The 19,900-nt window shown below is 55.1% G+C and carries 16 protein-coding genes and 1 pseudogene; 16 read left to right on the forward strand and 1 reads right to left on the reverse strand.

Annotation, left to right across the window (positions count from 1 at the left end; genetic code table 11):
- The first annotated feature begins 223 nt into the window (after positions 1-223).
- The 7 genes and pseudogenes from pxpB (at position 224) to nei (ending at position 5,843) form a co-directional block, all read left to right on the forward strand.
- Positions 224-880 (forward strand): 5-oxoprolinase subunit PxpB, encoded by a 657-nt coding sequence (gene pxpB, locus ACKWMY_RS01515; protein ID WP_199062900.1) that lies wholly within the window; start codon positions 224-226, stop codon positions 878-880.
- Positions 874-1,800, forward strand: coding sequence for a 5-oxoprolinase subunit PxpC (pxpC, locus tag ACKWMY_RS01520; protein ID WP_074027940.1), 927 nt, complete (start codon positions 874-876; stop codon positions 1,798-1,800). The genes pxpB and pxpC overlap by 7 nt, the downstream gene beginning before the upstream one ends.
- The gene (gene pxpA, locus ACKWMY_RS01525; protein WP_074027941.1) at positions 1,797-2,534 is read left to right on the forward strand and encodes a 5-oxoprolinase subunit PxpA; all 738 of its coding nucleotides are present in this window, start codon (positions 1,797-1,799) and stop codon (positions 2,532-2,534) included. The genes pxpC and pxpA overlap by 4 nt, the downstream gene beginning before the upstream one ends.
- A 66-nt stretch (positions 2,535-2,600) precedes the next feature.
- The gene (locus tag ACKWMY_RS01530) at positions 2,601-3,332 is read left to right on the forward strand and encodes a DUF969 domain-containing protein (protein ID WP_021805279.1); all 732 of its coding nucleotides are present in this window, start codon (positions 2,601-2,603) and stop codon (positions 3,330-3,332) included.
- Positions 3,329-4,326: pseudogene (locus ACKWMY_RS01535) on the forward strand (DUF979 domain-containing protein). Before ACKWMY_RS01530 ends, ACKWMY_RS01535 begins: the two are co-directional and overlap by 4 nt.
- 8 nt (positions 4,327-4,334) lie before the next feature.
- Positions 4,335-4,979: a pyroglutamyl-peptidase I gene (gene pcp / locus ACKWMY_RS01540; protein ID WP_074027942.1), complete on the forward strand. Its 645-nt coding sequence runs from the start codon at positions 4,335-4,337 to the stop codon at positions 4,977-4,979.
- Between the two features lie 72 nt (positions 4,980-5,051).
- Positions 5,052-5,843, forward strand: a complete 792-nt coding sequence (gene nei / locus ACKWMY_RS01545) for an endonuclease VIII (protein WP_024529343.1) — start codon at positions 5,052-5,054, stop codon at positions 5,841-5,843.
- An 87-nt stretch (positions 5,844-5,930) separates the two neighbouring features.
- On the opposite strand, the gene ACKWMY_RS01550 is transcribed toward nei, so the two are convergent.
- The gene (locus ACKWMY_RS01550; RefSeq protein WP_021805275.1) at positions 5,931-7,220 is read right to left on the reverse strand and encodes a citrate synthase; all 1,290 of its coding nucleotides are present in this window, start codon (positions 7,218-7,220) and stop codon (positions 5,931-5,933) included.
- Between the two features lie 646 nt (positions 7,221-7,866).
- Between ACKWMY_RS01550 and sdhC the strand changes: the two genes are divergently transcribed.
- The 9 genes from sdhC (at position 7,867) to cydA (ending at position 19,891) form a co-directional block, all read left to right on the forward strand.
- Positions 7,867-8,256 carry a succinate dehydrogenase cytochrome b556 subunit gene (sdhC, locus tag ACKWMY_RS01555; RefSeq protein WP_024483149.1) on the forward strand — a complete coding sequence of 130 codons (390 nt, stop codon included), beginning with the start codon at positions 7,867-7,869 and terminating at the stop codon, positions 8,254-8,256.
- Positions 8,250-8,597: a succinate dehydrogenase membrane anchor subunit gene (sdhD, locus tag ACKWMY_RS01560; protein ID WP_021805273.1), complete on the forward strand. Its 348-nt coding sequence runs from the start codon at positions 8,250-8,252 to the stop codon at positions 8,595-8,597. Before sdhC ends, sdhD begins: the two co-directional genes overlap by 7 nt.
- Entirely contained in the window at positions 8,598-10,364 is a 1,767-nt protein-coding gene (gene sdhA / locus ACKWMY_RS01565) for a succinate dehydrogenase flavoprotein subunit (RefSeq protein WP_024529344.1), read from the forward strand.
- 16 nt (positions 10,365-10,380) lie between these two features.
- Positions 10,381-11,097 (forward strand): succinate dehydrogenase iron-sulfur subunit, encoded by a 717-nt coding sequence (locus tag ACKWMY_RS01570; protein ID WP_021805271.1) that lies wholly within the window; start codon positions 10,381-10,383, stop codon positions 11,095-11,097.
- A 256-nt stretch (positions 11,098-11,353) separates the two neighbouring features.
- On the forward strand, positions 11,354-14,170 hold the full coding sequence (sucA, locus tag ACKWMY_RS01575) for a 2-oxoglutarate dehydrogenase E1 component (RefSeq protein ID WP_024483146.1): 2,817 nt from the start codon (positions 11,354-11,356) through the stop codon (positions 14,168-14,170).
- 10 nt (positions 14,171-14,180) lie between these two features.
- Positions 14,181-15,398, forward strand: a complete 1,218-nt coding sequence (gene odhB, locus ACKWMY_RS01580; protein WP_021805269.1) for a 2-oxoglutarate dehydrogenase complex dihydrolipoyllysine-residue succinyltransferase — start codon at positions 14,181-14,183, stop codon at positions 15,396-15,398.
- Positions 15,399-15,517: 119 nt separating this feature from the next.
- The gene (sucC, locus tag ACKWMY_RS01585) at positions 15,518-16,684 is read left to right on the forward strand and encodes an ADP-forming succinate--CoA ligase subunit beta (RefSeq protein ID WP_004949756.1); all 1,167 of its coding nucleotides are present in this window, start codon (positions 15,518-15,520) and stop codon (positions 16,682-16,684) included.
- Entirely contained in the window at positions 16,684-17,556 is an 873-nt protein-coding gene (sucD, locus tag ACKWMY_RS01590; RefSeq protein WP_024483143.1) for a succinate--CoA ligase subunit alpha, read from the forward strand. The genes sucC and sucD overlap by 1 nt, the downstream gene beginning before the upstream one ends.
- 766 nt (positions 17,557-18,322) lie before the next feature.
- Positions 18,323-19,891, forward strand: a complete 1,569-nt coding sequence (gene cydA / locus ACKWMY_RS01595; protein WP_021805267.1) for a cytochrome ubiquinol oxidase subunit I — start codon at positions 18,323-18,325, stop codon at positions 19,889-19,891.
- Positions 19,892-19,900 lie beyond the last annotated feature (9 nt).

The raw sequence follows: 19,900 nt of genomic DNA on the forward strand, positions 1-19,900 counted from the left end.
TTGCCTATGGGTTCGGTAAAACGAACCCTTTAGCGCTGCTAATCCCTTATATTCCCGAAGGTTGCTCTCTTGACAGCCGACGTTACGTCCCGCATAACTGATACGCTTTTCAAATAATAAAATACCCTGTGAACTTCAAGTTGCTACCCAGTGACCCGCTCATTCGTTCGTGAGCGGTCAGTCATGCTGCGGCTTGAAACACGACGAGTATAAGGAGATAGGGGTGCAACGAGCACAATATTACCTGCTAGGGGAACGCGCTGTAGTGCTTGAATTGGCACCCCCGGTGACGCTGCAAAGTCAGCAGCGCATCTGGGCATTGGCAGAAAAGTTAAATCACCACGCTGACGTGCGGGAAGTGGTGCCGGGAATGAATAACCTGACGCTGTTGCTGTATACGCCGCAGGCCGATGCCGAGGCGATGCTGGAACTGCTGCGTCAAGGATGGGAAGGCAACGAAAGTCTGGTGCCAGAATCCCGCGATGTCGATATCCCGGTGATCTATGGCGGTGAATATGGCCCAGACCTGGATGAGGTGGCGCGCCATACCGGCATGACGCCGCAACAGGTAGTGGAATGCCATTCATCGGCCGCGTATGTGGTTTATTTCCTGGGCTTTCAACCTGGTTTTACCTACCTGGGTGGGATGCCGGAGCGTCTGGCTACTCCTCGCCGAGCGGAACCGCGCCTGTCTGTTGCTGCGGGTTCTGTGGGGATTGGTGGCGGCCAGACAGGGATCTATCCGCTGGTTACGCCAGGCGGTTGGCAACTGATTGGCCGCACGCCGCTGGCGCTGTTTAATCCTAATGAAATGCCGCCGACGCTGTTGCGCCCGGGCGATAACGTGCGCTTTGTACCGCAGAAGGGGGGCGTATGCTGAAGATCTTGCGAGCCGGTATTTACACCACCGTCCAGGACCTGGGGCGTAACGGTTTCCGGCGTTTGGGCATCAGCCAGGGCGGCGCTCTGGATATCCCCGCGCTGAAAATAGCCAACCTGCTGGTGGGCAACCCGGCTGAAGCGGCCGGGTTGGAGATCACGCTGGGGCAATTCAGTGCCGAATTTACCCATAATGGGTGGATTGCGCTGACCGGCGCAGGCTGCGATGCTCAGTTGGACGGCAAATCTTTGTGGACGGGCTGGCGCTATCCGGTAAAAAAAGGCCAGCAACTGACGCTGAAGATGCCTAAACGCGGGATGCGTAGCTATCTGGCGGTGTCTGGTGGTATCAATGTGCCGGAGATGCTGGGCTCACGCAGCACCGATCTGAAAGCGGGCTTTGGTGGATTGGAAGGTCGTCAGTTGAAGGAAGGCGACCTGCTGCCAGCGGGTAAGCCGCAGGCGCTGCCGACTACGGTCATCGGTGTGAAACAGCCGCTGTTCAGCAACCGGATAAGGGTGTTGACCGGGCCGGAATATGACGAGTTCAGCCAACAGGCGCACGACGATTTCTGGCGCACTGCTTGGCAGCTCAGTCCGCAGAGTAACCGCATGGGGTATCGCCTGCACGGTGGTAGTGCCCTGACGCGCACCACTGAACGGGAAATGCTCTCCCATGGCCTGATACCTGGAGTCATCCAGGTTCCACACAATGGTCAGCCGATCGTCTTGATGGCCGATGCTCAGACTACCGGGGGATACCCGCGTATTGCCTGCGTGATCGAGGCCGATCTGTTCCACTTGGCGCAGATCCGCCTGGGGGATGCGCTTCACTTTATCCCCTGCACCCTGGCAGAGGCGCAGCGCGCCAAGGCTGAGCAGGATCACTTTATTCAACAGATTGCCTGGGGGGTTAAATGATCGTCGATTTGAATGCCGATCTCGGTGAAGGTTGCGCCAATGACGAAGCGTTGTTGCAGTTGGTCAGCTCGGCCAATATTGCCTGCGGCTTCCATGCCGGGGATGCCCAGACCATGCGCCAATCGGTGCGCTGGGCGTTGCAATACGGTGTGGCGATTGGTGCCCATCCCAGTTTCCCGGATCGGGAAAACTTCGGCCGCACCCGGATGCAGTTACCGGTAGAAACGGTGTATGCCCAAGTGGTGTATCAGTTGGGTGCGCTGGCCGCCATTACCCGTGCTGAAGGCGGCGTGATGGTGCATGTGAAACCGCACGGCATGCTCTACAACCAGGCGGCGGTGGAGCCTGAACTGGCCGAAGCCATCGCTCGTGCAGTGTATGCGGTAGATCCTTCGTTACGCTTGGTGGGGTTGGCTGGCAGTGAGCTGATCCGCGCAGGTGAAAAACTGGGGTTGGCGACGCGGCAGGAAGTGTTTGCCGATCGTGGCTATCAGGCCGATGGAACATTGGTACCTCGTGGGCAACCTGGGGCACTGATCGCCAGTGATGAACTGGCATTGCAACAGACGCTGGAAATGGTCCGCCACCAGCGTGTACGAACCATTGAGGGGGGCTGGGCCTCCGTCAAGGCTGAAACCGTTTGCCTGCACGGCGACGGGGAACATGCGCTGGCCTATGCCAGGAAGCTGAGAGAGAGCTTTGCTCAGCAGCAGATTGGCGTCAGCGCCACATAAAAAAATAATGACTACAGCAAACACAACATTGCCCGTAAGACCGAGGGCGACAAGAGGGACGTTAATATGGAACAAGCGGTAAACCTCTGGCCACTGATAGGCATCGCTGCCATCGTGGTTGGATTTGTATTGCGTTTTAACCCGGTGCTGGTGGTGATCGCCGCCGGTATTATCACCGGGCTGGCAGCTTTGATGCCGCTGGATGTCATTTTGGAAAAGCTCGGCGAGGGCTTTCTCAATACCCGTAACCTGCCGCTGATCCTGCTGTTGCCGCTGCCGATTATCGGGCTGTTAGAGCGCCACGGCTTGAAAGAGCGTGCGCAGGCGTGGATTGCCAAAATCAAAAGCGCCACCGCAGGGCGTTTACTGATCGTTTACCTGTTTGTGCGTGAAGTGACGGCGGCAATGGGGCTGACCAGCCTGGGCGGCCAACCTCAGATGGTACGTCCGCTGTTGGCACCGATGGCGGAGGGGGCCACGGAAAACCGCTATGGGGAACTGCCGGAACGTGTGCGCTATCGTCTGCGGGCAATGTCTGCCGCGACCGATAACGTCGGGCTGTTCTTTGGCGAAGACATTTTTGTCGCCTTTGGCGCGATCATCTTTATGCATAACTTTATGCTGGAATCCGGCGGCATTCAGACCGAACCGCTGCACATTGCGCTGTGGGGGATCCCAACGGCGATCTTTGCCTTCCTGATCCACTCGTTCCGTTTGTACCGCATGGACAAGCAACTCAACGCTGAACTGAGCAAACTTAACCAGGCTGCGTTGCAGGCCAAGGGAGAAGGCCAATGATATTCCAACAACAATATCTCTATTGGCTGGCGGGCGCGGTATTACTGATCGTCGCCGCGATGTCGTTTGGCGATAAGGCCAACCCACGTCGTATCTCTACCGGTCTGTTCTGGGCCTTGTATGGATTGATCTTCCTGGTGGGGGATTGGACCTATGGGCTATTTGGCTCAGGGGCCGAAGCCAAACGTCAACTGCATATCACCGTGGGGGTTCTGGTGGTGGTGATGGCTCTGATCGCCGGTTTTGGCGGTGTGCGTCTTGGCAGCTATCATCAGCGCAGCCCGCAAGAGCGCGAAACCAGTGCCAAACGCTTGGGCAACCGTCTGTTTATCCCGGCGCTGGCGATCCCGGTCGTCACGGTGATCGGTGTGCTGCTGTTCAATAATATCCCGGCCTTGCAACAGGCGGTGTTTGGCAGCGGTAACCACTCCACCTTGATCACGCTGTTCTCCATGACCCTCGGCTGTTTGCTTGGCCTGGTTATTGCGGTGAAGATGACCCGTGAGAAAATGTCGCAGCCAGTGCAGGAAGCTCGTCGTCTGTTGGATGGGCCTTCATCCTGCCGCAGATCCTGGCTACTCTTGGCCTGCTGTTCACCGTTGCGGGCGTTGGTACGGCCATCTCCCACTTAACGCAGGAATACCTGGCGGTAGATAACCGCTTTATCGCCGTAGCGGTGTATGCCATCGGCATGGCCGTGTTGACCATGATCATGGGGAACGCGTTTGCGGCTTTCCCGATTGTCACTGCGGGTATCGGTATTCCGATCCTGGTACTGCAACATGGTGGTAACCCCGCGGTGATGGCGGCTATCGGCATGTTCTCCGGCTATTGCGGCACGTTGATGACGCCAATGGCTGCTAACTTTAATATTGTACCGGCGGCGTTACTGGAGTTGCCGGACAAGAATGCGGTCATCAAGGCGCAGATACCGACCGGGGTCACGTTGCTATTGGTTAACGTATTCCTGCTTTATTTCCTGATGTTCCTCTAGGAGAACGCATGCAGAAAGTATTGATTACCGGCTTTGAGCCGTTTGACGGCGAGCGTGTCAACCCATCCTGGGAGGTAGTGAAGCAGCTTAACGATCTGGAGCTTGGCGGGGCGCATATTATTGCGCGTCAGCTACCTTGCGTCTTCGGCGAGGCGTTGACGGTGTTGAACGCGGCCATTGACGAAGTTCAGCCAGCGATGGTGTTGGCGATCGGTCAGGCGGGCGGGCGTACCGACATCACGCTGGAGCGGGTCGCGATTAACGTCGATGACGCGCGCATTCCCGATAATCAGGGACAGCAGCCGATCGACCAGGCCATTGTAGCTGACGGCCCGGCGGCCTATTTCAGCACCTTGCCGATCAAGGCGGTGGTGAATGCGATGCGTGAGGCTGGCATTCCGGCCTCGGTATCACAAACCGCCGGGACCTATGTCTGTAACCATGTGATGTACGGTCTGTTGCATCGTTTAAGCGGGCAGCAGGCGGTGAAGGGCGGCTTTATCCATATCCCTTACCTGCCTGAGCAGGCAGCACAGCATCCTGGTGCGCCGAGTATGGCAGCACAGACGGTGCTGTTTGCTTTGGAAATGGCGATTTCGATTGCCTTGCAGGTAGAGCATGACTTGAAAGTGGTGGGTGGCGCCACGCATTGAGGTGATTTATGCTACCTCCATGTTAACCTCAGGGTTCGGCTTGCCGGACCCTTTTCAATCAAGGAGTTGTCCATGCCAGAAGGGCCGGAGATCCGCCGGGCGGCAGATAAGCTGGCGGCGGTGATGATCGATCAGCCACTGACCGAAGTCTGGTTTGCTTTCCCGCAATTGAAACACTATCAGGGCGAGCTGGTCGGTGAACGTATCACTGCCATTGAACCGCGTGGTAAAGCCTTGTTAACCGATTTTTCCAACGGTTTGACCATGTACAGCCACAACCAGCTTTACGGCGTGTGGAAGGTGGTGCGAGCGGGCGAAACGCCAGAAACCAAGCGCGATCTGCGCGTACGACTGGAGACTGCCGAGTGGGCGATCTTGTTGTACAGCGCTTCGGATATCACCATTGCGCCGCGCGGTGAGATCGAGCAACACCCGTTCTTAAAGCGTATTGGCCCTGACGTGCTGGATATGGCTTTGACCGTGCAGCAGGTGGAACAGCGGCTGTTATCGCCGGCGTTTTGTAAGCGCCAGTTGGGCGGGATGCTGCTGGATCAGTCTTTTCTGGCTGGCCTGGGCAACTACCTGCGAGCCGAGATTTTGTGGCAGGCAGAACTGGCACCCAAGCATAAACCGCAGGATCTCACCCCTGATGCGTTGCATCAGTTGGCGCAGGCGTTGTTGGATATTCCACGTATTTCATACCAGACCCGTGGTCAGGTAGATGAAAATCGCCATCATGGCACGCTGTTCAGCTTCAAGGTGTTTCATCGCAGTGGTGAGCCTTGCCCGCGCTGTGGTGCAATGATCGAGAAAACGGCGCTATCTTCGCGACCGTTCTATTGGTGCCCGGTTTGCCAGAAGTAACCCATAAAAAAACGCTGCCAGTGGGGCAGCGTTAAGTCGATAGGGTCATTAGCCGAGTTGGGGCGAATATGACGCCCCTGCTAAAGCTTACTTCTTAACCTGAGACTTGAACTCACGCTCGGCATAGCCGGTATACAGCTGACGTGGGCGGGCGATCTTGATGCCTTCGTCGTGCATTTCGTTCCAGTGGGCAATCCAGCCAATGGTACGGGCAATTGCGAAGATCACCGTAAACATGGAAGAAGGAATACCCATCGCTTTCAGGATGATGCCTGAATAGAAATCGACGTTCGGGTACAGTTTCTTCTCGATGAAGTACGGGTCGTTCAACGCGATGTGTTCCAGCTCCATCGCGACCTGCAGCAGGTTGTCGTCTTTCTTGTTCAGTTCTTTCAGCACTTCGTGACAGGTTTCACGCATCACGGTGGCGCGTGGATCGTAGTTTTTGTACACGCGGTGGCCAAAGCCCATCAGACGGAACGAGTCATTCTTGTCTTTGGCGCGCTTGATGAACTCAGGGATGTGCTCAACGGTTTTGATCTCTTCGAGCATCTTCAGTGCCGCTTCGTTGGCACCGCCGTGGGCAGGCCCCCATAGGGAAGCGATACCGGCCGCGATACAGGCAAACGGGTTGGCACCTGAGGAACCGGCGGTACGCACGGTGGAGGTGGACGCGTTCTGCTCATGGTCGGCATGCAGGATCAGAATACGATCCATGGCGCGTTCCAGCACTGGGTTCACCACGTACTCTTCGCAAGGTGTAGCAAACATCATGCGCAGGAAGTTACCGGCGTAGGACAGGTCGTTGCGTGGATAAACAAACGGCTGGCCAAGGGAATATTTGTAACACATCGCTGCCACGGTAGGCATTTTGGACAGCAGGCGGAACGCGGTGATCTCACGGTGACGTTCATTGTTGACGTCCAGCGCATCGTGATAGAACGCGGCCAGGGCACCTGTTACCCCGCACAGCACCGCCATTGGGTGCGAGTCACGGCGGAAACCACGGAACAGATGGGTGATCTGGTCGTGGATCATGGTGTGACGGGTTACCGTGGTTTTGAAGGTTTCGAACTCTTCAGCGCTCGGGGTTTCGCCGTACAGCAGGATGTAGCACACCTCCAGGTAGGAGGACTCTTTTGCCAACTGCTCAATCGGGAAGCCGCGGTGCAGCAGGATACCTTTGTCGCCGTCGATGAACGTGATTTTGGATTCACAGGAAGCGGTAGAAGTAAAGCCGGGATCAAATGTGAAATAACCTTTGGAGCCCAGGGCGCGTACGTCAATCACATCAGGACCCAGTGAAGGGGTGAGTACGCCCAGTTCGATCGGAGCTTCGCCGTTGTTGATGCTTAGCGTCGCTTTCTTATCAGTCATTTACAGTCTCCTTAACGCCTTATTTTAAAAACCTCTAACAACTGAAATACCTTAAATCTCCGCAGGTTGCCCGCATTAAAGTCGAGCGAACGCTAACTCTGTGAGCGACAGCGCATTTGCGCCGGTAGGGGACAGAGTTTGCACCAGGCGAACAAGACGGGTTAGCAGCCGTTAACGATTCATCGGGATTCGTTATTTTCTTTTAATCATTACCTACGATCTGTTTGGAATGTTAACCACATACACTATCGCTACACTCTTGCATAACTTGTGCTTAGGGGGAAGTGTATCCGGTGACCGCTAGTGCATCATAGGGTTGATTGCTACCCTATTTGTAATGGAAATGTTGATCTCTTGTCAAATCAGATAATTAATTTCGTGCTAAATGTAATAATCGTGATCTAAATCACTGTTCTGGGGAAATGTGACCAAAGGGATTGTATGGGAATTGTAATAAGAATGTGAACCTCCTATACTGCCGCCAGGTCTCCGGATTACCCTGAAGTAGGAGCACCCAGCGTTATCACTACGCGCCGTTTAAGCACTAGGATGTCGATGTTTGAGCGCGTGAGGTGTAAGAGTGAAAACTCTTGGACGCTGTCTGATCCCCACCCAGGTCCGGAGGAAGGAAAATAATAAGAGCTGTGTGGGCAAAACCGTGAAAAAACAAAGACCTGTCAATCTGGATCTGCAAACGATCCGGTTTCCTGTAACTGCGATAGCGTCCATCTTACACCGAGTCTCTGGCGTAATTACTTTCGTTGCCGTGGGCATTCTCCTCTGGCTGCTGGGTATCTCTCTCTCTTCTCAAGAGGGCTTCCTGCACGCTGCCGCCATCATGAATAGCTTCTTCGTGAAATTCATCTTCTGGGGGATCCTCACCGCGTTGGCCTATCACATTTGCGGTGGCATTCGTCACTTGTTAATGGATTTTGGCTATATCGAAGAGAGTTTAGCCGCAGGTACCCGTTCTGCCCAGGTGGCGTTCGGTCTGACCGTCGTGCTGTCAATTCTGGCTGGAGTCCTCGTATGGTAAGCAACGTTTCTGCATTAGGACGTAACGGCGTACACGACTGGTTGTTACTGCGTGCTTCCGCTATCGTCATCACCCTGTATGTTCTCTATATCCTGGGCTTCGTGGTTACGGCTCCGGACATCACCTATGAAATCTGGCGCGGCTTCTTCGCCACCTCCATTACGAAAGTATTCACCTTGCTGACATTGCTGTCGATCCTGGTTCACGCCTGGGTGGGAATGTGGCAGGTGCTGACGGACTATATCAAGCCACTGGCGTTACGCCTGGTGCTGCAACTGGCGATTGTTGTCACGTTGCTGGTCTATTTACTGTACGGAACAATCGTAGTGTGGGGTGCATAAATGAAACTGCCAATCAGAGAGTTTGATGCAGTTGTTATCGGTGCTGGTGGCGCAGGTATGCGCGCGGCGCTGCAGATTTCCCAGGCGGGCTCAACCTGTGCCCTGCTTTCCAAAGTATTCCCGACCCGTTCCCATACCGTGTCTGCACAAGGCGGCATTACCGTTGCCTTGGGCAATAACCACGAAGACAACTGGGAATGGCATATGTACGACACGGTGAAGGGTTCCGACTACATCGGTGACCAGGACGCCATTGAATATATGTGTAAAACCGGCCCGGAAGCGATTCTGGAACTGGAACACATGGGCCTGCCGTTCTCCCGTCTGGACGATGGTCGCATTTATCAACGCCCGTTTGGCGGCCAGTCACTGAACTTTGGTGGCGAGCAGGCGGCCCGTACCGCTGCGGCGGCAGACCGTACCGGTCACGCGTTGTTGCACACCCTTTATCAGCAGAACCTGAAAAACCATACCACCATCTTCTCCGAGTGGTATGCGCTGGATCTGGTGAAAAACCAGGATGGTGCGGTAGTTGGTACCACCGCTATCTGTATCGAAACCGGTGAAGTCGTGTACTTCAAGGCCAAGGCAACCATTCTGGCTACCGGTGGGGCAGGCCGTATTTATCAATCCACCACCAACGCCCACATCAATACCGGTGACGGTGTCGGTATGGCGCTGCGTGCCGGTGTACCGGTGCAGGATATGGAAATGTGGCAGTTCCACCCAACCGGTATTGCCGGGGCTGGCGTACTGGTCACCGAAGGTTGTCGTGGTGAGGGTGGTTACCTGCTGAATAAACATGGCGAACGTTTCATGGAACGTTATGCGCCAAATGCCAAAGATCTGGCGGGCCGTGACGTTGTGGCACGTTCGATCATGATTGAGATCCGTGAAGGCCGCGGCTGTGATGGTCCATGGGGCCCACATGCCAAGCTGAAACTGGATCACCTGGGCAAGGAAGTGCTGGAGTCCCGCCTGCCGGGTATTCTGGAGCTGTCCCGTACCTTCGCCCACGTCGATCCGGTGAAAGAGCCGATCCCGGTCATTCCTACCTGCCACTATATGATGGGCGGTATTCCGACCAAAGTGACCGGCCAGGCGCTGACCGTGAACGAGAAAGGCGAAGACGTGGTGATCCCAGGTCTGTTCGCGGTAGGCGAAATTGCCTGCGTATCGGTACACGGCGCCAACCGTCTGGGTGGCAACTCACTGCTGGATCTGGTGGTATTTGGTCGCTCTGCCGGTATGCACCTGCAAGAGTCGTTGGCAGAGCAGGGCGAAAGCCGCGAAGCCAGCGAATCGGACGTCGAAGCTTCGCTGGATCGCCTGAACCGTTGGAACAACACCCGTTCTGGTGAAGATCCGGTGGAGATCCGTAAGGCACTGCAATCCTGTATGCAACATAACTTCTCGGTGTTCCGCGAAGGTGATGCGATGGCGAAAGGGTTGGAAGAGCTGAAAGTGATCCGTGAACGTCTGAAGAACGCACGCCTGGATGATACCTCCAGCGAATTCAACACCCAGCGCATCGAATGCCTGGAGTTGGATAACCTGATGGAGACCGCGTATTCCACCGCCGTGTCGGCCAACTTCCGTACCGAGAGCCGTGGCGCGCATAGCCGCTTCGACTTCCCGGAGCGTGACGATGCCAACTGGCTGTGCCATTCGCTGTATCTGCCGCAATCGGAAAGCATGACGCGTCGTGAAGTGAACATGCAACCGAAGCTGCGCGCGGCATTCCCGCCGAAAGTGCGTTCTTACTAATTGCGGAGCTCGATTGATGAAACTTGAATTCTCTATCTATCGCTACAACCCGGATGTCGATAGCGCCCCGCATATGCAGGACTACAGCCTGGAAGCGGAAGAAGGCCGTGACATGATGCTGCTGGATGCGTTGATCCAGCTGAAAGAAAAGGACCCGACCTTATCTTTCCGCCGCTCTTGCCGTGAAGGCGTGTGCGGTTCAGACGGCATCAATATGAACGGTAAGAACGGTTTGGCCTGTATCACCCCGGTCTCCTCGTTGCGTAAAGGCAACAACAAGATTGTGATCCGCCCGCTGCCGGGTTTACCGGTGGTGCGCGATCTGGTAGTGGATATGGGGCAGTTCTACACCCAGTATGAAAAGATCAAGCCGTTCCTGATTAATGATGGCAAGAATCCTCCGGCGCGTGAGCACCTGCAAACGCCGGATCAGCGGGAAAAACTGGATGGATTGTACGAATGTATTCTCTGTGCCTGTTGCTCCACCTCTTGCCCATCGTTCTGGTGGAATCCTGACAAGTTTGTTGGCCCGGCCGGTCTGTTGGCGGCGTACCGCTTCCTGATCGACAGCCGTGATACGGAAACTGAAGCACGATTGGACGATCTGAACGACGCTTTCAGTGTTTTCCGCTGCCATAGCATTATGAATTGTGTCAGTGTATGTCCTAAGGGCTTGAATCCGACCCGTGCAATTGGTCATATCAAGTCTATGCTGCTGCAACGCGGCGCATAAACAGAACGAGATGCTGCGCCGGGGGCTTTACCGGCGCACATCCCAAGAGGGGATCTCTAAAAACTGACCCGTGATTGTGGTTAAAGGCAATCAGGTTTGTCCCGCCGGTTTTTAGAGGTTCCTTGTAAGGGGCCGCAAGGTCCAAAACAGAACGTGCACTTAGGTATAAGCACGTCTAGTGAACCGTTAAGCGTACCATTACGGTAATTATGTTAACCACGGCGAAAACTGAAGCTTTAAAGCTTAAGGGATCAAAATGCAGAACGGCGCAATGAAGGCCTGGCTGGATTCCTCCTATCTGGCGGGCGCGAACCAGTCCTACATAGAGCAGCTCTATGAAGACTTTTTAACCGATCCGAGCTCCGTTGAAGATAGTTGGCGTTCCATTTTCCAGCAACTACCAACTGCGGGTGTCAAACCCGATCAGCTCCACTCCCAAACGCGAGATTACTTCCGCCGCCTGGCGAAAGATTCTGCTCGTTATAACACCACCATCAACGATCCTGAAACCGATGCCAAGCAGGTCAAGGTATTGCAGCTGATCAACGCCTTCCGCTTCCGTGGGCATCAGCACGCCAACCTCGACCCGTTAGATCTGTGGAAACAGGAGCGCGTTCCCGATCTCGATCCGGCGTACCACAACCTGACCGAAGCCGACTTCCAGGAAACCTTCAACGTGGGTTCTTTTGCCATCGGCAAAGAAACCATGAAGCTGAGCGATCTGTACGCGGCGCTGAAGCAGACCTACTGCGGTTCGATCGGTGCCGAGTATATGCACATCACCAACACCGAAGAGAAACGCTGGATCCAGCAGCGCATTGAATCGGTCGCGGGGCGTGCCAGCTTCACCACCGATGAGAAACGCCGTTTCCTGAGCGAACTGACGGCAGCCGAAGGGCTGGAGCGTTACCTGGGTGCCAAATTCCCTGGGGCCAAACGCTTCTCGCTGGAAGGTGGCGACGCGTTGGTGCCGATGCTGAAAGAAATGGTGCGTCACGCGGGCAAAAACGGCACACGTGAAGTGGTGCTGGGTATGGCCCACCGTGGCCGTCTGAACGTGTTGATCAACGTGCTGGGTAAAAAACCGGCTGACCTGTTCGACGAGTTTGCCGGCAAACATAAAGAACACCTGGGCACCGGTGACGTGAAATATCACCAGGGCTTCTCTTCCGACGTGGAAACCGAAGGCGGCATGGTTCACCTGGCGCTGGCGTTTAACCCGTCACACCTGGAAATCGTCAGCCCGGTTGTCATGGGGTCTGTACGTGCCCGCCGCGACCGTCTGGACGAAGCGCGCAGCAACATGGTGCTGCCAATCACCATTCATGGTGACGCGGCAATCACCGGGCAGGGCGTGGTTCAGGAAACCCTGAACATGTCGCAGGCTCGCGGTTATGAAGTGGGCGGTACGGTGCGTATCGTCATCAACAACCAGGTTGGCTTCACTACCTCCAACCCGTTGGACGCGCGCTCCACCCAATACTGTACCGATATTGCCAAGATGGTGCAGGCTCCTATCTTCCACGTGAATGCCGATGATCCGGAAGCGGTGGCCTTTGTCACCCGTCTGGCGTTGGATTTCCGTAACACCTTTAAACGTGACGTGATGATCGATCTGGTCTGCTACCGTCGCCATGGGCATAACGAGGCCGATGAGCCAAGTGCTACCCAGCCGGTGATGTACCAGAAGATCAAGAAACACCCAACGCCACGCAAGCTCTACGCTGACGTGCTGACCGAACAGAAGGTTGCCAGCCTGGAAGATGCCACGGAAATGGTCAACCTGTATCGCGATGCTCTCGACCGCGGTGACTGCGTGGTTGAAGAGTGGCGTCCGATGAACCTGCACTCCTTTACCTGGTCACCATACCTGAACCATGAGTGGGACGAAGAGTACCCAAGCAAGGTTGAGATGAAGCGCCTGCAGGAACTGGCTCGCCGCATCAGCAGCGTACCGGAAGCGATCGAAATGCAGTCGCGCGTCGCGAAAATCTACGGCGATCGTGCCGAGATGGCCGCAGGCAACAAACCGTTCGACTGGGGCGCAGCGGAAACGCTGGCTTACGCCACCATGGCTGATGAAGGCATCCCGATCCGTATTTCCGGCGAAGATGCTGGCCGTGGCACCTTCTTCCACCGTCATGCGGTGGTGCACAACCAGAAAAATGGTTCTGTCTATGTCCCGCTGGCTAATATCCACAGCGGCCAGGGCGAATTCAAAGTCTGGGACTCAGTGCTGTCTGAAGAAGCCGTTCTGGCATTTGAATATGGCTACGCCACCGCAGAACCGCGCACCCTGACCATCTGGGAAGCGCAGTTTGGTGACTTTGCCAACGGTGCTCAGGTAGTGATCGACCAGTTCATCAGCTCCGGTGAGCAGAAGTGGGGCCGTATGTGTGGCCTGGTGATGCTGCTGCCGCACGGTTACGAAGGCCAGGGCCCAGAGCACTCCTCTGCGCGTCTGGAACGTTACCTGCAGCTGTGTGCGGAACAGAACATGCAGGTGTGCATCCCATCCACTCCGGCACAGGTCTACCACATGCTGCGCCGTCAGGCGTTGCGCGGTATGCGCCGTCCGCTGGTGGTGATGTCACCGAAGTCCTTGCTGCGTCATCCGCTGGCAGTCTCTTCTCTGGAAGAACTGGCAAACGGCACCTTCCAACCGGCCATCGGCGAAATTGACGAGCTGGATGCCAAAGCGGTGAAACGCGTGGTGCTGTGTTCTGGTAAGGTTTATTACGATCTGCTGGAGCAACGCCGCAAGAACGACCAGAAAGACGTGGCCATCGTACGTATCGAGCAGCTGTATCCGTTCCCGCATCAGGCCGTTCAGGCGGTATTGGAACAGTATGCCCACGTGCATGATTTCGTCTGGTGTCAGGAAGAGCCGTTGAACCAGGGCGCCTGGTATTGCAGCCAACACAATTTCCGTGAAGTGATCCCGTTTGGGGCCTCTTTACGTTACGCAGGACGTCCAGCCTCTGCCTCTCCGGCGGTAGGTTATATGTCCGTACACCAGAAGCAGCAGCAGGCTCTGGTGAATGACGCGCTGAATATTGAAGAAAAAATTTAAAGGAAAGCTAATGAGTAGCGTAGATATTCTGGTTCCTGACCTCCCTGAATCCGTTGCCGATGCGACCGTCGCCACCTGGCATAAAAAACCGGGTGACACCGTTCAGCGTGACGAAGTGCTGGTTGAGATTGAAACCGACAAAGTTGTATTGGAAGTGCCAGCCAGTGAAGCCGGTGTACTGGAAGCAATCCTGGAAGACGAAGGCGCAACCGTGACTTCACGTCAGCTTCTCGGGCGTATCCGTCAGGGTGACAGCTCTGGCAAGCCGACCGAAGCGAAAGCTCAGAGCGTTGAATCAACTCCGGCTCAGCGTGCAACCGCCAGCCTGGAAGAAGAGAACAACGACGCACTCAGCCCGGCGATCCGCCGCCTGATTGCCGAACACGATCTCGATGCTGCCGCCATCAAAGGCAGCGGCGTGGGTGGCCGTATCACGCGTGAAGACGTAGAAGCGCACCTGGCTGCCAGCAAGAAAGCGGCACCGGCTGCAGCAGCCCCAGCGGCGGCACCTCAGCCAGCCTTGGGCGGCCGTAGCGAAAAACGTGTTCCTATGACCCGTTTGCGCAAACGCGTTGCCGAGCGCCTGTTGGAAGCGAAGAACAGCACCGCGATGCTGACCACCTTCAACGAAATCAACATGCAGCCGATCATGGATCTGCGCAAGCAGTACGGTGAAGCCTTCGAAAAACGCCACGGTGTACGTCTGGGCTTTATGTCCTTCTACATCAAAGCGGTAGTCGAAGCGCTGAAACGCTTCCCTGAAGTGAACGCCTCTATCGACGGTAGCGACGTGGTTTACCACAACTACTTCGATATCAGCATTGCGGTATCGACTCCACGTGGCCTGGTAACGCCGGTACTGCGTGACGTCGACTCCATGAGCATGGCGGACATCGAGAAGAAAATCAAAGAGCTGGCGATCAAAGGCCGTGACGGCAAATTGACCGTGGAAGAGCTGACCGGCGGTAACTTCACCATTACCAACGGCGGCGTCTTCGGTTCATTGATGTCTACCCCGATCATCAACCCACCGCAGAGCGCCATCCTGGGTATGCACGCCATCAAGGATCGCCCAATGGCGGTCAATGGTCAGGTCGTGATCCAGCCGATGATGTATCTGGCTCTGTCTTACGATCATCGTCTGATCGATGGCAAAGAGTCGGTGAGTTATCTGGTGACGGTGAAAGACATGCTGGAAGATCCGGCTCGTCTGCTGCTGGACGTTTAAATCCCTGCAAGGGCGCGGCCTTGCCGCGCCCACACCCTGTGCTATGTGGCCGATAAGTCATGCGGAATACCGCGAAAGTGACCCGGCTAAAACTTTCTGACCTGAATGGATAGAACATCATGAATTTACACGAATATCAGGCAAAACAGCTGTTTGCTCGGTATGGCATGCCAGCACCAACCGGTTACGCCTGTACCACTCCGCGTGAAGCAGAAGAAGCCGCATCTAAAATCGGCTCCGGCCCGTGGGTGGTAAAATGTCAGGTTCATGCTGGCGGCCGTGGTAAAGCTGGTGGCGTTAAAGTGGTTAACAGCAAAGAAGATATCCGTGCTTTTGCCGAAGCCTGGCTGGGTAAACGCCTGGTGACCTACCAGACCGATGCGCTGGGCCAGCCGGTTCACCAGATCCTGGTAGAAGCGGCCACTGACATCGATAAAGAGCTGTATCTGGGAGCGGTAGTTGACCGTGCCAGCCGTCGCGTAGTGTTTATGGCTTCCACCGAAGGCGGCGTTGAAATTGAGAAAGTTGCGGAAGAGACCCCGGAACTGATCCACAAAATGACCATCGACCCACTGGCAGGCCCACAGCCTTACCAGGGGCGTGAGCTGGCATTCAAACTGGGCCTGACCGGCAAGCAAGTCGGCCAGTTTGCCAAAATCTTTATGGGTCTGGCAACGCTGTTCCTGGAGCGCGATCTGGCGATGGTTGAGATCAACCCGCTGGTCGTGACCAAGCAGGGCGATCTGATCTGCCTGGATGGTAAGCTGGGTGCCGATGGCAACGCCCTGTTCCGCCAGTCCGAACTGCGTGAAATGCGTGACCCTTCTCAGGAAGACGAGCGTGAATCCCGTGCGGCTCAGTGGGAACTGAACTATGTTGCCCTCGACGGTAACATCGGTTGCATGGTGAACGGTGCCGGTCTGGCGATGGGTACCATGGACATCGTGAAACTGCACGGTGGCGAACCAGCCAACTTCCTGGATGTGGGCGGTGGCGCAACCAAAGAGCGCGTGACCGAAGCCTTCAAAATCATCCTGTCTGATGACAAGGTGAAAGCGGTACTGGTTAACATCTTCGGTGGCATCGTACGCTGCGATCTGATCGCCGACGGTATCATTGGCGCGGTAGCCGAAGTGGGCGTTAACGTCCCGGTCGTCGTGCGCTTGGAAGGGAATAACGCCGAACTGGGCGCCAAGAAACTGGCGGACAGCGGTTTGAATATCATTGCTGCGACCAGCCTGACTGATGCGGCTCAGCAAGTTGTTGCGGCAGTGGAGGGTAAATAATGTCCATTTTAATCGATAAGAACACCAAAGTAATCTGCCAGGGTTTCACCGGTAGCCAGGGTACCTTCCACTCCGAACAAGCTATCGCTTACGGCACCAAAATGGTTGGTGGCGTGACTCCAGGCAAAGGCGGTACTCAGCACCTGGGTCTGCCAGTGTTCAACACCGTGCGTGAAGCTGTTGAAGCGACCGGCGCTACCGCGTCTGTTATCTACGTGCCAGCGCCATTCTGCAAAGACTCCATTCTGGAAGCTATCGATGCAGGCATCAAACTGATCATCACCATCACCGAAGGTATCCCAACTCTGGATATGCTGACCGTGAAAGTGAAGCTGGATGAAGCCGGTGTGCGCATGATCGGCCCGAACTGCCCAGGTGTAATCACCCCGGGCGAATGCAAGATCGGTATCATGCCTGGCCATATCCACCTGCCAGGCAAGGTAGGCATCGTTTCCCGTTCAGGTACTCTGACCTATGAAGCGGTAAAACAAACCACTGACGCCGGTCTGGGGCAGTCTACCTGCGTCGGTATCGGTGGTGACCCGATCCCGGGTTCCAACTTTATCGATATCCTGAAGTTGTTCCAGGAAGATCCGCAGACCGAAGCTATCGTCATGATCGGTGAGATTGGCGGCAGCGCGGAAGAAGAAGCGGCGGCCTATATCAAAGAGCACGTCACCAAGCCGGTGGTGGGCTATATCGCCGGTGTTACTGCACCTAAAGGCAAGCGTATGGGCCATGCTGGCGCCATCATTGCCGGCGGCAAAGGGACTGCGGATGAGAAGTTCGCGGCTCTGGAAGCGGCAGGGGTGAAAACCGTACGCAGCCTGGCTGATATCGGTGACGCAGTGAAGGCGATCCTGAATCGTTAGTACCCTATAGCAAATAATAATATCTCGACATGTTTGGCCGCCCTTTGGGCGGCCTTTTTTTTGTATGTCACTGAGAGGGAAGGGGGTTTTTGCAAGGTATTGTTGCGGGAGGTGCGAACTGACCACTCAGTATTTGCAGGTTCTGAGATCAACCTCGCAACATGGTCTATGATTACTTAGCAAAAAGCAGATTTGTGAGTTAACTCACTGTAATCGGCATTGAAAATAAAAAGTTAATATCTATCGAATGGTAATGCTGAAGTAATACAATTGGGGGTATTTTAAATTACATTTATTTAACACAAAGATATCAATAAAAAACAATTAAACCATTGCTTAACATGGGCGCTGGGAAATTACAGTAAAATGTGTAATGAGCCTAGCAATAATATGCAGATAGGCTTAAATTGTTTTAGATCAATATAGGCCTAGCTACCTATTTAGGCTGATTTTTGACCTGTAGCCAAAAGTCCAACCTGTGTCACGCAAATACCTATTTATTGTATGGGCTTTGGCGAGTATCATGCCATTGTGTAATTACGGATGGTTGATCTTGTTGCATTTGTTACCCGCTGTCGGTTTTCATTGGTGCGTTTTGCTCCCGTCCCTCGTGGTCTGGCTCTGAACGTGCGGTTGAAAGCGGAGAGGCTGGATCAAATTTTGTTGTGTTTAAGGGCATTCACTGCGGGGCGTTACCGGCTACTCTTTCGGGAGTAATACCGATAACCGCAAGTCGGAGTCTTCCTGCGAGGAGCAAGGAGTCAAGATGTTTGATATTGTCGAACTGTCGCGCTTACAGTTTGCTTTAACGGCGATGTACCACTTCCTATTTGTCCCATTAACGCTGGGTATGGCGTTTTTGCTGGCAATTATGGAAACGGTATATGTGCTGTCCGGCAAACAAATTTATAAAGATATGACCAAATTCTGGGGCAAGTTATTCGCAATTAACTTTGCTCTGGGTGTGGCCACCGGGTTGACCATGGAGTTCCAGTTCGGGACCAACTGGTCGTACTTCTCTCATTACGTTGGTGACATCTTCGGGGCCCCGCTGGCTATCGAAGGTCTGATGGCGTTCTTCCTGGAATCGACGCTGGTCGGTCTGTTCTTCTTCGGCTGGGATCGCCTGAGCAAGATCCAGCACATGACGGTCACCTGGTTTGTTGCCCTCGGCTCAAACCTGTCTGCGTTGTGGATCCTGGTCGCCAACGGCTGGATGCAAAACCCAATCGCCTCCGACTTCAACTTTGAAACCATGCGTATGGAGATGCTCAGCTTCTCCGAGCTGGTCTTGAACCCGGTCGCTCAGGTGAAATTTGTTCACACCGTGGCCTCTGGCTACACCACCGGCGCGATGTTCGTGCTGGGTATCAGCTCTTACTACCTGCTGAAAGGGCGTGACGTTGCTTTTGCCAAGCGTTCGTTCGCCATTGCTGCCAGCTTCGGTATGGCTGCTATCCTTTCCGTTATCGTACTGGGTGATGAATCCGGTTACGAAATGGGGGACGTGCAGAAAACCAAACTGGCTGCCATTGAAGCCGAATGGGAAACTCAACCGGCTCCGGCCGCATTTACCCTGTTCGGTATTCCGAACCAGGAGAAAATGGAGAACTCCTTCGCGATTCAAATTCCTTGGGCGCTCGGCCTGATTGCTACCCGTTCTATCGACACCCCGGTTATCGGTCTGCGCGAACTGATGGCTCAGCACCAGGTGCGTATCCGTAACGGTATGAAAGCTTACCAACTGCTGGAAGAGCTGCGTGGTGGTAATACCGATCCTGCAGTGCGTACCGCATTCAACGATACCAAACAGGATCTGGGCTACGGCATGCTGCTCAAGCGCTATACCGAAAACGTCACCGACGCAACGGAAGCGCAGATCCAGCAGGCAACCAAAGATTCTATCCCGCGCGTTGCTCCACTGTACTTCGCCTTCCGTATCATGGTGGCCTGTGGTGTGCTGATGCTGTTTATTATCGGCCTGTCATTCTTGAGCGTGGTACGTGGTCGTATCGGTCAGAAGAAATGGCTGCTTCGCGCTGCGTTGTTCGGCCTGCCGTTACCATGGATTGCCGTTGAAGCGGGCTGGTTCGTGGCGGAGTATGGCCGTCAGCCGTGGGCGATAGGTGAGGTGCTGCCAACCGCAGTCGCCACCTCTTCGCTGACCGCAGGCGACATTCTGTTCTCGATGGGGCTGATATGCGGCTTGTACACCCTGTTCCTGGTGGCTGAAATGTACCTGATGTTCAAGTTTGCACGTCTGGGTCCAAGCAGCCTGAAAACTGGCCGCTACCACTTTGAACAACCGACTGCCGCCGTGCAGGAAGCGCGCTAAACAGGAGTC

The sequence above is a fragment of the Serratia sp. J2 genome, from assembly GCF_046269175.1.
GTDB lineage: Bacteria > Pseudomonadota > Gammaproteobacteria > Enterobacterales > Enterobacteriaceae > Chania > Chania fonticola_C.

What these genes read in the sequence shown, in the direction of transcription:
- sucA (WP_024483146.1), top strand. Translation starts at nt 11,354, where the DNA reads ATGCAGAACGGCGCAATGAAGGCCTGGCTGGATTCCTCCTATCTGGCG.
- odhB (WP_021805269.1), top strand. Translation starts at nt 14,181, where the DNA reads ATGAGTAGCGTAGATATTCTGGTTCCTGACCTCCCTGAATCCGTTGCC.
- ACKWMY_RS01530 (WP_021805279.1), top strand. Translation starts at nt 2,601, where the DNA reads ATGGAACAAGCGGTAAACCTCTGGCCACTGATAGGCATCGCTGCCATC.
- sdhA (WP_024529344.1), top strand. Translation starts at nt 8,598, where the DNA reads ATGAAACTGCCAATCAGAGAGTTTGATGCAGTTGTTATCGGTGCTGGT.
- cydA (WP_021805267.1), top strand. Translation starts at nt 18,323, where the DNA reads ATGTTTGATATTGTCGAACTGTCGCGCTTACAGTTTGCTTTAACGGCG.
- nei (WP_024529343.1), top strand. Translation starts at nt 5,052, where the DNA reads ATGCCAGAAGGGCCGGAGATCCGCCGGGCGGCAGATAAGCTGGCGGCG.
- pxpA (WP_074027941.1), top strand. Translation starts at nt 1,797, where the DNA reads ATGATCGTCGATTTGAATGCCGATCTCGGTGAAGGTTGCGCCAATGAC.
- sdhD (WP_021805273.1), top strand. Translation starts at nt 8,250, where the DNA reads ATGGTAAGCAACGTTTCTGCATTAGGACGTAACGGCGTACACGACTGG.
- sucC (WP_004949756.1), top strand. Translation starts at nt 15,518, where the DNA reads ATGAATTTACACGAATATCAGGCAAAACAGCTGTTTGCTCGGTATGGC.
- ACKWMY_RS01570 (WP_021805271.1), top strand. Translation starts at nt 10,381, where the DNA reads ATGAAACTTGAATTCTCTATCTATCGCTACAACCCGGATGTCGATAGC.
- pcp (WP_074027942.1), top strand. Translation starts at nt 4,335, where the DNA reads ATGCAGAAAGTATTGATTACCGGCTTTGAGCCGTTTGACGGCGAGCGT.
- pxpC (WP_074027940.1), top strand. Translation starts at nt 874, where the DNA reads ATGCTGAAGATCTTGCGAGCCGGTATTTACACCACCGTCCAGGACCTG.
- sucD (WP_024483143.1), top strand. Translation starts at nt 16,684, where the DNA reads ATGTCCATTTTAATCGATAAGAACACCAAAGTAATCTGCCAGGGTTTC.
- ACKWMY_RS01550 (WP_021805275.1), bottom strand. Translation starts at nt 7,220, where the DNA reads ATGACTGATAAGAAAGCGACGCTAAGCATCAACAACGGCGAAGCTCCG.